Raw genomic sequence first — 13,845 nt, forward strand, 5'->3', positions numbered from 1 at the left:
TAAAACTATACCATGTGTCGTATTGGTGTATGGCTTACTTGAAATAATTATCGATTTCTTCCTGCGCTTTTTGTATTATTTTATCCAGTCCGGCTTTTTTTAATTCGGCTAACATTTTTGGTACAATCTTCTCTGGGTCAGAAGCACCTGTTAGCAATTCGTATTTATATTTATCAAATGTAGACTGTGCGTTCGCAACTTCTGTCTGAATTTCACTGACATCGAGTGCGAAGCCCAGAACAGTGGAGGCTACAGCTTGTTCATTTAATTTCTTCACTTGTTCCCATTGATCTTCAGGTGCGCCTTTGGTTATAGCCATATTGAAGAAGGTACCTTGTGAGTAAGCAGCGAGCGGCCAAGTATCCGTTGTGCGCTCGATAACGTTATCTTTACCATCTACATATTTGAAATCAACGCCTTCTTCACCAAATGCTAGCATATTACGGAGCTTTGAATCTGTGTTTACTAATTGCAGATATTTCAAAGCTTCATTTTTGTACTTGGAATTCGCAGAGATTGCATTTAAGGAGCCTTGAATTGTACTTGTCGTATAAAGTGGACCAAATGTTTTGTTCATAACAAATTTTTCTACGCCCGCATTGATTTGCATCGCGATCTCAGCACCTGGGAAGGCTTGTTGTGTACCAAATGGGTTATATTTTTCTTTTTCTGTTTTGGTTGGAGCATCTGGATTGATGATTCCATCTTGATACCATTTATGAAGCAATTTCAAATTTGCCATGACATCAGGCTGTTCGAAAACAGAGATCACCTTGCGAGAAGGATCATCTACTTTTACACCAACAGGGAAGAAGCCTAGCGTTAAATCATCATAGTTATTGAACATTCCCGAGAAGGCTTCACTTTGAATAAGTCGTACTGGGTAGAAGCTTTTGCCTTCACCAGCTTTTATATCATGAAGTGGTTTGTCTAAATCTTGCATCGATGTAATGTTCTGGTAATCGATGTTGTATTTCTGTACGAGCTTGTCATCATAGCTCCAATATTGAGAGACAGATGAGTCTTTATAGGTTGGAACTGCGTAGTATTTCCCGCCAACTTTTGTGCCATCCCATACTTCGGATGGAATGGTTTTGTACAGATCAGGGGCTTCGCTTTGGACTAAATCCGTGATGTCCGTAAGAGCTCCCATCGCGACTTGTTTACTGTACTTCGTGTTATTCGTGAACATCATGTCGAACGGCTCACCTGTGTTCACAATGGTGTTCATCTTCGTATCCCATTCGCCCCAGCTGGCCACACGAAGATCGACTTTTACCCCGATTTTCTCCGCAGTATATTCATTCATCTTGTCAATGGCTTTACTGTAGTTCGCAGGAAGTGGCGTATTACCGATTTGCCACCATACCAGGGTCGGAATGTCCTTTTTACCTGCTGCTTCTGTTGATGTAGAGTTGTTTGATGGTTCATTCGTCGATGAAGCCGAGTTGTTGGAACTACCGCATGCTGCTAAGGCGGATCCCATTAATGACAGAATACAGAGTGTTGAGGCAATCTTGAAGATTTTCTTCATTTTAACTCCCCCTATGGATTGTTTGTTTGCTATATCATAAACCAGTATAAATTTGGCTTACTTCGTAATTTAGCCTTTGACGGCGCCGACTGTCAGACCAGAAATGAAATATCTCTGGAAGAATGGATATGCACAAGCAACAGGCAAGATGATGAGGATGGCGACCGCCATACGTGCGGACTCTTTAGGCATTTTCGCGATGAGCTCTGCAGAACTAACGCCCATACTTTGAGCATTTCTGGCAAGTGCATCGGCATTAGTCATTAGATTGTTAAGCAACGCCTGTAACGAGTAGAGATTCGGGTTATCAATATACAGCATGGATTGGAACCAGTCGTTCCAATAGCTGAAGCATAGGAACAATCCTATCGTTGCAAGAACAGGTAGCGATATAGGCAATATGATCGAGAAGAAGATCCTAATTTGATTAGCACCATCAATTTCGGCCGATTCGATTACACCATCTGGAATCGTGCTTGTGAAAAAGGTTTTACAAATAATGACGTTAAAGGATGAGACCGCAAGCGGTAAGATCAGAGCCCAGAAACTATCCTTCAACCCTAGTAAGTTTGCATTGATGAAATAACTGGATACGAGACCACCATTGAAAACCATCGGAATGAATACGATCCAAGTCAGAAAGCTTTTTAACTTGTATGACGGGCGTGAAATAACATAACCCATCGATGTTGTAAGAAGGACGCCAAGTACAGTACCTACTACAGTGACAAGGGTCGAGGTGCCTAGAGCACGTAGAATCATCGTTCCTTGCTTGGCAATAAAACTGTAAGCTTCAAAAGAAAAATCGGCTGGAAAGATACTGTAACCAACGTCTCGGATATAAGATTCATTGGTTAATGAAATCGATAATACGACGATAACGGGCACAACACAGGCAAGTGCGATGACCAGAAAAATGGTGTTAAATAGGATGTTAATTCCTTTACTTGTTCGATTAAACTTATCAAGCCCGGATTCATAGGTTTTTGTTGCCATGTTCTTACCTCCTAAATCATTGCGCTATCTGGATCAATCTTCTTAACAATCCAGTTGGCGGACAGAATTGTAATACATCCCAAGACGGATTGAACAAATGCAGCAGCAGATGCCATACCGATCGTTGCGCTTTTCAGTTGCTTATAGACGAGGACATCAACGGTCGTGGCCACATTATATAAGGAGTTAGAATCACGCGTGACCTGGAAGAAGAGACCGAAGTCGGTATAGAATATCCGTCCGACCGACAGGATGAACATCATCACGATCACCAGTTTGAGTAAAGGTAGTGTGATGAAGCGAGTCTGTTGCCAAATTGAGGCGCCATCAATGACAGCGGCTTCATAATACGAACTATCGATCGCTGTAATGGTAGCGAGATAGATAATCATGCCATAGCCGATACCTTTCCATATATTTAATAGAACGAGAATGTAAGGCCAATACTCAGGCTGCATGTACCAATTCACGGGATCATGTCCGATGTTGCCGAGAAATTGATTCAGAATCCCTTTGTCAAAGCTGAAGAATGCCCAACCGACTGCAGAGATGACGACCCAAGAGAGGAAATAAGGGAGGAACATCATCGTTTGATACACTTTGCTGGCTTTGCGATTATGGAGTAATCCAATCATGATCGCGAACAACACTGGGAGTACGATGCCCGTAATAATAAAAATGATGTTATACCCAATCGTATTGCGGATAATAATCCAGGCATCATTGGATTTAAATAAAAATTCGAAGTTTTTAAAACCGACCCAAGGACTATTTACTACATTGCTAATAAAGCCCCCAGAAATTTTGAACTGCTTGAAAGCGATGATAATGCCGAACATGGGTAAGTAACAGAACAGAATGTACCAAATCGTTGTGGGAATGGCTAATAGTGTTAATTCAAAATCTTGTTTCCTCCAAGTAAAGCGCTTTCTACGCTTCAGTTGTTCAGGTTTTGCGCTCATCTCGTTCACTCCTTCATGTAAGTCATTTGTAAATTCACACGCTCTTGAAACCGCTTTACGCAAGTTCATTGTATAAGAGCAATGCGATTATCATCCAGATAACAAACATGATTTATTAGTCAACAAACGTTAGATTATGTGTGAATTGACTTGTACTACGCAAAAAAAACACATGCTGCGGAGATTTACATACATTGCCCTGTGTGCAGCGGTGAGCATTGTAATACAACGAAATGATCAACGAGAAAGCACAAGAATGACATACTGTTATGATGCCCACATAGCGTTGTGAAGCGGTTATTCCCGCACTACAACACGTAATTTTTGACAAGCGAGAATGACATATTTACGATTGGGTCAATTGTTTATATTGTAAATGTAAGCGCTAACAACAATGCAATAGATAACAATGCAACAGATAATGATGCTCACTCGATGATCTGAGTGTTCTCATCATTACCTACAAGGAGGGGATGTCGCGATGCATGAAACGGAAAGCGTACACATGCGAACTGTGAATTCAGAACCGAAAGAAAAGCGTAAGGGCAGAAACGAGACATGGAAGAAGATTTGGCAGAATTGGGAGCTTTACATTTTTATCGCACCCGCATTCTTTTACTTCCTCATTTTCAGCTATGGACCGATGTATGGGATTCAGATTGCTTTTAAGAATTACATACCGTCAAAAGGCTATTTTGGCAGTGAGTGGGTAGGCTTTGATCATTTCACTCGATTTTTTAACTCGTATTATTTCTGGGATTTGCTGTGGAACACGCTCAGTATTAGCTTGTATGAATTAGCCATTGGATTCCCAATCCCAATTATTCTGGCGCTTGCGTTTAACGAAGTGAAGGATGGCTTCTTCAAGCGACTTGTTCAGACCGTTACTTATGCTCCTCATTTCATTTCTGTCGTTGTTATGGCGGGGATGATTATTACCTTCTTGTCTCCATCGAACGGAATGATTATTCATGCCATTGAAGGCTTAGGCTTTAATGCACCGCAGTTTCTGACAAGCCCTGGTTGGTTTAAGACGATGTATGTATTCTCAGGCGTGTGGCAGAGTGCGGGATGGGGGACGATTATTTATTTGGCGGCACTTTCAGGTGTAGACCCAGGCTTGCATGAAGCGGCAATTATTGACGGGGCCTCTCGCTTCCAGCGTGTTCGCCACATCAATATTCCAACGCTTATACCGACCATGACTATTCTATTAATTCTGAATATGGGTGGCTTGTTAAGTGTAGGTTTTGAGAAAATATTACTTCTGCAAAATTCATTGAATATGTCAAGCTCTGACGTGATTTCAACCTTTGTCTATCGATCTGGTCTTGTCGATGCGCAATATAGCTTCTCAACAGCTGTTGGTTTATTTAACTCCATTGTGAATTGCATCCTGCTTATTACGGTGAATCAAATTGTCCGCCGTACAAGCGAGAACAGTCTATGGTAGAAGGAGGTTGGAATTTATGGTATCAGGTATAAAGCTATCTAAGCGAGATCGAATATTTCTAATTTGCACCTATACGTATGTGACAATTGCATTGTTGTTAGTCGCATATCCCATCTTATATATTATTAGCGCATCCATCAGTGATCCGAAGATGGTTGCTTCCGGTGAAATGTGGCTTCTTCCAAAAGGTATTACCTTTAAGGGGTATGAAATTGTATTTCAGAACTCGAAGATTTGGACGGGGTATGGAAATACGATTTTGTATACATTGCTAGGCACAACGATTAACTTGGTCGTTACGATGCCAGCGGCATATGCACTCAGTCGTAAGGACTTTGTAGGCCGTGGGTTTTTCATGGGGATGTTCATGGTAACGATGTTCATTGGAGGGGGTCTCGTCCCTACATACATGTTGGTAAAAGGGCTAGGCATGGTCAACACGATGTGGGCACTAGTACTTCCTGGCGCAGCGTCAATCTGGAATATTATTGTCTCTCGTACCTTCTTCGCGAACTCCATTCCAGCTGAGCTTCAAGATGCGGCTCAAATCGATGGTGCGACGAATATTCGCTTGTTCCTGCGGATTGTTCTCCCGTTATCGATGCCAATTATCGCAGTTATGGCCTTATTCTACGGGGTAGGGCATTGGAACAGCTATTTCGGCGCCATGATCTACTTGAATGATGATGCGAAGTATCCATTGCAGCTTGTGCTTCGTCAGATTCTCGTGCTTCAGGAAATGCAATCGCAAGTAGGTGGCATTATCGATGCGACAGCTGCTGCAGCCCAGAACAACAAGGCGGAAATTGCTTCACTTGTCAAGTATGGGGTCATTATCGTATCTACGCTTCCGATTATTGTTGTCTATCCATTCTTACAACGTTATTTCGTGCAAGGTGTCATGATTGGCTCTGTTAAGGGTTGATCTTAAGATACAAATAACAAAGGGGAGGTTTTTGTATGACGATTTATCGTAAAGCTGGACTTATGTTGTTAGTTCTTTCCATGTCAATGTCTATTCTTACTGCATGTGGATCAAGTAGCGATAAGGGGACAGCAAGCACAGAAGGCACAGAAGGCTCAGACACAGCCACAGAGGTTCATAAGACTGGCTTTCCTATCGTGGATAAACCGATTGAGCTATCCATTATGGCACCGGATGTAGGACGTCAGGATTGGAACAAGATGCCTGTTATTCAGGAATACGAGAAGATGACGAATATCAAGTTAAAGCTTCAAAACGCCCCACAAGACAGCTTTGAGACGAAAAAGAATTTAGTATTTGCAAGCGGTACGCTTCCCGATATTTTCTATGCGGCGGATCTAAAAGGATCGGATCAAGTTACTTACGGAAGTCAAGGATTGTTGCTGCCTTTAGAAAAATACATTGATGAGGGCTATGCACCAAATTTGAAAAAAATTCTTGATGCTAATCCGGATATTCGCAAATCAATGACAACACCGGATGGACATATCTATGCATTACGTAATATTCAACCATCTGCAGTATGGTACCGTGGACCGATGTGGTATAACGGCAAGTTCTTGAAGAAATTCGGTATGGAGAACAAATTGCCACAGACAACAGAAGAGCTATACACCTATTTGAAGAAGGTAAAAGAGGAAGATGCGAACGGTAACGGTAAAGATGATGAGATCCCTCTAGCCTCTGTGAAATTAGATGATTTACGGATGTTCTTCTTCGGATTTTGGGGCATGTACAATGAGGATATCTACACAGATAAGGATAATAAAGTACACTTTCCACAAGCTGAACCAGGCTACAAAGAATACTTAACTTTCTTGAATCGCTTGTGGAACGAGAAGTTACTGGATCATGAGACATTCTCACAAACCAATGATCAGAAGGTAGCGAAAGGTAAAAATAATCAAGTGGCCTTATTCTCCGATTATTTCCCATACTTCACGCTTGGTGGTGAACCGAGTGAAGATAACCCGATGATGCAGCCTGTATCTAGTGATATTGCTGGAACACCTGTATATGGCAAGCATCCTGGTATTAATACAATCGGCGGTTTCGCGATTTCAAATACGAATCCGAATCCTGAGGCAAGTATGCGTTGGATTGATTACCAATTTAGCGAAGAAGGGTATTCCTTCTGGGCGTATGGACCTGAAGGAACGATGTTCAAATACAAGGATAAAGCAACGGGTGAAAAAGAATGGCTGCCTGTTCCAGATGGCAAGGATCGTGAAGAATACCGCGGTACCATCACGCCAAACTATGGTATTAATACACCAGGCGCATACGAGAACAGCTATGTGCTAGGACTTCGTACTAGCTTTGATGACTGGATTGACAAAGAAACAGCTACAAAGCTTACACCTATTGCGAAAGTTCCCTTCCCATCGGTATTCCTGACGGTAGACCAACAGACTGAAATCAAAACACTCCGTTCCGATTTGGATAAATACGTGAAGGAAATGGAAGCGAAATTCGTTACAGGTGCAGAGCCATTATCCAATTGGGATAAATATATCGCACAAATGAAAAAAATGGGGTATGAGAAGCTCGTATCGACGTACCAACAAGCATACGATACTTGGGCTGCTTCCAAGTAAGTTATTCCATATTGAAAAACTTCCCGGTCATGCTAGGCACGACCGGGAAGTTATGATGAACCCTAAGCGATGAAGGATTATACGGTATCGTTAGGCTCAGTATTGGGATGATTACTATGCATCTGTCGATACTGGCCCGGGGTATAACCGGTTTCTTTTTTGAATTTTCGAATAAAGTTTGGTGTGTCGAGGTAGCCGACGCGCTGGATAATATCTTTTAACGGATCACTTGTTATTACGAGCTGTTCCTTGACCTTATCTAATCGTTTTTGCCAAATATATTGGACGAAGTTGATGCCGACCTTATCCTTGAATGAACGACTGAGATGGGAAGGTGAAATCGTAAACGCAGCAGATACAGATTCAAGGCTAAGCGAATGATCAATATAGTGCTGGTCAATAAAAGCAACGATATGATCCATGAGTGAATGTTCTTCTTTTTTATGCGTCTGCTCCACCTGAGTACAAATCTGTGCGGCTAATCGACAAAAATTTTGCTCTATAAGGTTTACGGGACCATTCATGAAATGGGGTGGAGCATGTTGCATCATGTTATCGATATGTAGATCAGCGGCAGCTTTGAGCATGGTATTCAGCAGGTCGAACAATACGCATCGCATCAGCAGGGTAGATCGTTGTTTATTATCAAGCCCATGGATGGCTGTGTGAATAATTTGTTTGGCGACTTCGTAGTTGCCCTGCTTCAAGCTTTGTGCAAACTTCAATTGTTCGCTATTGGGAAGTAACACCGTTTGGTCATGGGCACTGGATAGCTTTTCAAAATACACGGTGGTTCCATGCTCGGTCGATTTACGCAATTCAAAGGCGGAGCAAGCCTCGATAAAGGATAGATTGAGCTGCTGAGGGCTCTCGTAACATTTACCTACACCGATCATCGGGTGGATATCAATCATGCCAAGCGTATAGTCACGGATCGCATCCACGATGTGAACGATCTGTGTAGTATGTTCTTCATCATCGGCGAGCTGCATGCTTACAATGAGTGCGAGCTGATCTAACTGTGGGAGTTCTACACCGTATACTTGTGCAGTAAGCGATGTGAATTCGATGTGCGCAAGCTTGCGATATGCTTCTTGTCTCGACTGCAGGTGTTGTTGCTGTTCTAATTCATCCCAGCCCATCACCATTACAAAATGATGACTTTGGTCGAAATGCAGATGAAAGGCTTCGAATATTTCAGGCGTCATCAGTTGTGCATTCCCGTGCTTTAATAGCATGGATAGAACATGGTTGCGTGCATAGGGTTCTTGTAGATCAACCTTGGAGCTATACTGCTGCAATGTTGTTCGTATATACTCGAGCTCATTTCCGGAGGCCGGTGTATCTGTTTTTTTGTTCGTGAAGCGAACCAGCTCTGCAATCGGAAGATATTGCATCCGAGCGAATAATAGAGCGATGGCCGTTCCTACAATGGCGATCACAATGAATAAAATAATGATGAAGCTCCGAACATTAAGCACGCTGCTGAAAAATTGATTACTCGCCATTAAAGTCACATATGACCAGCCATTGACATCCGATGTGACGGAAATAACCGAATGATCTTCGTTGTTTATCGATAGATTATGTATGCCGGGTGGAAGCTCTGATAACCGTTGGATATCCTGTTGGCTAGCTGTATCTCCATGGCCACTATAGGATAAAACACGTCCATGATTATCAAAAATATACGTTAATCCTCGATAGTTACCGAGGACGGAATCGATCAGATATGCCAACTCTTTCTCTTTAATGAGGTACATGACCGAAGCATATGGATCAGAGGTGTTGGGAATGATCGGCAGGATATAGGTTAATACAGATTGCTCTAGTGGTGAATTTTGATTCAGCATGTTCGTAAGTCGAATGGATGGGAATTTGGACGTGTTTAAAGCAGTCACAAGTTCATCATTCTTCCAGCTTCCAAACTGATAGGAGCTACGAAATACATCTAGGCTATACATGCCATGGTTGGAATAAATATTAGGGTCATGATGATAGTACAGAAATATATCCTCCACAATGGAATTGGAAGATTTGTAGCTATCTAGTGCCGCTATCGCGTCACGGCTCTCATAAGGATCCAGTATGCGATAATGAGCGAGACGATCGTCGTATGACATCCGCGACGCCATATCTCTTAAATCATTCATGCGTCCATCCACCACCGTTTTAATTTGGGTGAGCTGATTAAAGTGAGCGTTTTCAATCTCCTTTTGTAAATTGTCGGTAGCATTTCGGTAAATGAAAACGATTACAAATATGAGTGGAATAAGAAGGATAAGCAGATACGAACCGGTGAATTTCAGAAATAATTTCGATTTGAAATAGTTATAGTTCAAAGTGTTTTCCCCCTTTTCATGGCATATACATGGAGATGTTACTATCAAGCTATAAATATAGCAAGATACAGATCGGCGCTTGAATGCTTATTTATTTTCCATAATAGGATGTTTATAGCTGATCTTTACTTTTATGTCAAATATTTTTTCGGGGAAATAGATCGTACTAAATCAATAGAATCGCAGGCTCAAAAGAGCTGCATGGAGGTTGTGCAAATGAGTGATATCAATGTTGAAGAAGAGCAAATTGTTGTTGAAGGAGTACATAATTACAGCACAGAGGCGGAGTACGTTAAGCCGGAGGATTCGCAGCTATTAGATCAGCTGGAATGGTTCAAGGATCAGAAGCTGGGCTTGATGATGCATTGGGGACCTTATTCGCAGCTTGGACTTGTTGAATCGTGGGCGCTTAGTGATAAGGATGGAGATTGGTCACGAGATGATATTGATTGGGGAGTTGATTCGGCGGAATTGAAGCGGCAATACTTCGGGCTGAATAAAACCTTTAATCCGCTCCGTTTCGAACCTGAGAAGTGGGCAGAGGTTGCGGCAGAGGGTGGCTTTAAATATTTGAACTTTACGACGAAGCATCACGATGGCTTCTGTATGTGGGACACGCAGACAACAGACTATCGCATTACGGGCAAGGATTGTCCTTTCCATGCACATAAGTACGCGGATATTTCTAAGAACGTATTTGATGCTTTTCGGGCCAAGGGACTTGGGATCTCCGCCTACTTCTCCAAAGCCGATTGGCACACACCAACATACTGGGCCCCAGGTATGGAGACGGGGACGTTCATGAATCGAGGTCCTTCGTATCCAACACAAGATTATCCATGGCTATGGGAGCAATTCGTACAGTTCACACATGATCAGATCATGGAATTGATGACGAAATATGGTCGGATTGAAATGCTCTGGTTGGATGCGGGGTGGGTATGTCCACAGAATAAGAATAATCCACAGGATATTCGGTTGGGTGAAGTGGTGGAGAAGGCACGTCAGCATCAGCCATGGCTACTAAGTGCAGACCGTACCGTTGGCGGCCCGTATGAGAATGTCGTTACACCTGAGCAAACGTTGCCCGAGCATCCCCTGCATATTCCATGGGAGAGCTGTATTACGATGGGGACAGCGTTCTCTTATCGGTACGAGGATCACTACAAGACGACACGTCAATTAATCCATTTGCTCGTTGAAGTTGTAGCCAAAGGCGGAAACCTAGCACTTAATGTCGCTCCACAACCAGATGGCCGCTTGTCAAGAGCAGCGATGGATCGGATGAAAGGAATGGGCGCTTGGCTCAACGTTCATGGGGAGGCGATCTATGGAACGCGCGTATGCGCGCCATACTCTGCTGGAAATACACATTTCACGAAAAAAGGCGATATCACCTATGCCATTCATTTGTACCCGAAAGAGCAGGAAACGGTGAGCAAAGTAATTTGTATTCCACTCGAGCAGGCTGTAACGCAAATGGATCTTGTTGGCGGACAAGAAAATCTAACATTCGAACGAACAACAACGGGATTGATCGTTCATTTACCAGAGAGCGAGCTTACGGGAGTTGCCCCAATTGCACATGTATTTCGCATAAAATAACGAGTTGAACTATGGGAGGAAGAGCAGATGCAACAATGGTTTACGGACGCAAAGCTAGGAATTTTCATTCACTATGGGATTTATGCGGTGCAAGGTGTAGCGGAATCATGGTCGTTTTATAACGGGAAAATGTCACATGAGGAGTATATGAAGCAGTTGGATGGTTTTACAGCGTCCAAATTCGATGCGAAGCATTGGGCAGATATCATTGCGAGGTCAGGTGCAAAATATGCAGTGCTTACAACCAAGCATCATGATGGTGTTGCGTTGTTCGATACGCAGTACAGTGATTTGAGCGTCATGAAGGCGACACCAGCCAAGCGGGATATTGTAAAAGAATGGTCCAATGCGATCCGTGAACGTGGTCTGCATGTAGGCATGTATTATTCCTTAATTGACTGGTCTCATCCCGATTATCCTTCCGTATTCGAGAGTGGTATCGTACCGGCTGATTTGAGTCAGGTGAATCGTTTCTCAAGTCCGGTAGATGGCATACAGGATGAAGAGACATGGCAGAAATTCCTCACGTTTAACAATAATCAGCTACGTGAAATCATGACGAATTACGGTACTGTCGATTTATTATGGTTCGATGGTGACTGGGAGCGTAGTGCAGAACAGTGGGGGCTGCCAGCATTCAAGGAATATTTGAGATCCTTGTCTCCGAATGTGATTATCAATTCACGCTTGCAAGGGCATGGCGATTATAAGACACCAGAGCAAGGCATTCCCATTACTCGCCCAGAAGGCGCTTGGGAATTCTGTACGACCATCAATACCTCATGGGGTTATGTGCATACAGACGACAAGTATAAATCCTTGAACCAAATTATCCGCATGTTCTGCGATTGCATCAGTATGGGCGGAAATATGTTGCTGGATATTGGACCGATGGAGGATGGCACCATTGATCCAAGACAGGAGGACATTCTTCTGGGACTAGGTGACTGGATTCGTGCACACGAGAAGGCAATCTACGGTACGCAGGATGGAATTATGACACGCTATTATCTGGGTGGGAGTACCTTATCCGCGGACAAGAAGACCTTATATTTATTCGTCTACGATGCGCCGAAGGAGAATATCTGTCTCAAGGGACTATGCAATCCGATCAAGAAAATTACGGTACTACACTCGGGCAAAGAACTCACTCATGAAATTCATGGCGGTGTACCCTGGTTCGATATTCCGGGAACGACATGGATTCATATGACACCAGAGGATATGCATGAACAGGTAAGCGTGCTTAAGCTGGAGTTTGATGAAGAGGTTCGTATGTATGGCGGTGCAGGGGCTGTTGTTACACATAACTAATTGCAGAACGTAGGGAGAGGTCAACGATGATGAACCGAAGCGGAGTACCAGAACCGCAAGTTGTGACATATGCGCCTAAGCATTATTTATGCAGACGAGCGACGGAGTCGCTTCATTTGGATGGGAAGCTAGATAAACCATTCTGGGATCGAGCAGCATGGACGGATGATTTCGTAAATATTGAAGGGGATCTGCGTCCGCTACCTGCAAAGCAGACACGTGTAAAGATGCTATGGGATGATGAATATTTTTACTTTGGTGCAGAGCTAATGGAAGATCAGATTTGGGGCACGCTGACAGAACGTGATTCCGTTATTTTTTATGATAATGACTTTGAGATTTTTATCGATTCAACAGGGGACTCACATCAATATTACGAGTTTGAGATCAACGCTTTGAACACGGTGTGGGACTTATTACTTGTGAAACCTTATCGTGACGGAGGCCCTCCGGTCAACGGATGGGATATCCAAGGTCTGAAAACAGCTGTTCATATCGAGGGGGAGTTAAATAACCCGCATGCTGATAATCGGAAATGGACGATTGAAGTTGCCATGCCATGGCGTAGCTTGAAAGAATGTGCTGCAAATGGACAACCACCGCATGCTGGACAATTTTGGCGTGTTAATTTCTCTCGTGTTGAATGGCGGACTGAGGTTGTGGACGGTCAGTACCGCAAGGTTATGAACCCGGATACTGGAAATCCTTATCCGGAAGACAACTGGGTATGGTCACCTCAGGGAATTATCAATATGCATTATCCAGAGCTATGGGGTTATGTGATGTTCGTAGATGTTGATGGCCCGCAGCCATTCGACATGCCTGCGGATGAACTGGTGAAATGGCAGCTCCGTAAGCTGTATTATCGTGAACGTAATTATTTTGAAGCGCATGGACACTATGCAGCAACGTTCGAGCTGCTGCGGGGTGAAGATGATTGGAGTATTGAGCCTCACATGGAGATAACGAGTAAATCATTCCATATTTCAGCCTCAACTACCGATGAAACCGCTCGCTTATATATTCGCGAAGACGGCTTACTGTGGAAGGAGTAAT

General features: G+C 43.2%; 10 protein-coding genes. 6 read left to right on the forward strand and 4 right to left on the reverse strand.

Features of this window, described 5'->3' with window-relative positions; translation table 11 throughout:
- Positions 1-34: 34 nt before the first annotated feature.
- The 3 genes from NSS67_RS15040 to NSS67_RS15050 form a co-directional block, all read right to left on the reverse strand.
- Positions 35-1,534, reverse strand: coding sequence for an ABC transporter substrate-binding protein (locus NSS67_RS15040; RefSeq protein ID WP_339320271.1), 1,500 nt, complete (start codon positions 1,532-1,534; stop codon positions 35-37).
- A gap of 69 nt (positions 1,535-1,603) precedes the next feature.
- Positions 1,604-2,530: a carbohydrate ABC transporter permease gene (locus NSS67_RS15045; RefSeq protein ID WP_339320272.1), complete on the reverse strand. Its 927-nt coding sequence runs from the start codon at positions 2,528-2,530 to the stop codon at positions 1,604-1,606.
- A gap of 11 nt (positions 2,531-2,541) precedes the next feature.
- Positions 2,542-3,492, reverse strand: coding sequence for an ABC transporter permease subunit (locus NSS67_RS15050; protein ID WP_076286258.1), 951 nt, complete (start codon positions 3,490-3,492; stop codon positions 2,542-2,544).
- 505 nt (positions 3,493-3,997) lie between these two features.
- On the opposite strand from NSS67_RS15050, the gene NSS67_RS15055 reads away from it, so the two are divergent.
- The 3 genes from NSS67_RS15055 to NSS67_RS15065 are packed head-to-tail and all read left to right on the forward strand — an operon-like array spanning position 3,998 to position 7,528.
- Positions 3,998-4,945, forward strand: coding sequence for an ABC transporter permease subunit (locus NSS67_RS15055; protein WP_339320606.1), 948 nt, complete (start codon positions 3,998-4,000; stop codon positions 4,943-4,945).
- 16 nt (positions 4,946-4,961) lie between these two features.
- Positions 4,962-5,870 carry a carbohydrate ABC transporter permease gene (locus NSS67_RS15060; RefSeq protein WP_076286257.1) on the forward strand — a complete coding sequence of 303 codons (909 nt, stop codon included), beginning with the start codon at positions 4,962-4,964 and terminating at the stop codon, positions 5,868-5,870.
- A gap of 35 nt (positions 5,871-5,905) precedes the next feature.
- On the forward strand, positions 5,906-7,528 hold the full coding sequence (locus NSS67_RS15065) for an extracellular solute-binding protein (RefSeq protein WP_339320273.1): 1,623 nt from the start codon (positions 5,906-5,908) through the stop codon (positions 7,526-7,528).
- 77 nt (positions 7,529-7,605) lie between these two features.
- Here NSS67_RS15065 and NSS67_RS15070 read toward each other — a convergent pair whose 3' ends face one another.
- The gene (locus tag NSS67_RS15070; protein WP_339320274.1) at positions 7,606-9,870 is read right to left on the reverse strand and encodes a helix-turn-helix domain-containing protein; all 2,265 of its coding nucleotides are present in this window, start codon (positions 9,868-9,870) and stop codon (positions 7,606-7,608) included.
- Positions 9,871-10,086: 216 nt separating this feature from the next.
- Here NSS67_RS15070 and NSS67_RS15075 point away from each other — a divergent pair, with 216 nt between their 5' ends.
- From NSS67_RS15075 to NSS67_RS15085, 3 genes are read left to right on the forward strand one after another with little or no spacing between them, the layout of a single operon-like run.
- On the forward strand, positions 10,087-11,475 hold the full coding sequence (locus NSS67_RS15075) for an alpha-L-fucosidase (RefSeq protein ID WP_339320275.1): 1,389 nt from the start codon (positions 10,087-10,089) through the stop codon (positions 11,473-11,475).
- A gap of 27 nt (positions 11,476-11,502) precedes the next feature.
- Positions 11,503-12,789, forward strand: coding sequence for an alpha-L-fucosidase (locus tag NSS67_RS15080; protein ID WP_339320276.1), 1,287 nt, complete (start codon positions 11,503-11,505; stop codon positions 12,787-12,789).
- Between the two features lie 29 nt (positions 12,790-12,818).
- Complete coding sequence (locus tag NSS67_RS15085; RefSeq protein ID WP_339320607.1) at positions 12,819-13,844, forward strand: carbohydrate-binding family 9-like protein; 1,026 nt, start codon at positions 12,819-12,821, stop codon at positions 13,842-13,844.
- Position 13,845 lies beyond the last annotated feature (1 nt).

Origin of the sequence: Paenibacillus sp. FSL R10-2734, from assembly GCF_037963865.1 — a bacterium.
Taxonomy (GTDB): domain Bacteria; phylum Bacillota; class Bacilli; order Paenibacillales; family Paenibacillaceae; genus Paenibacillus_AQ.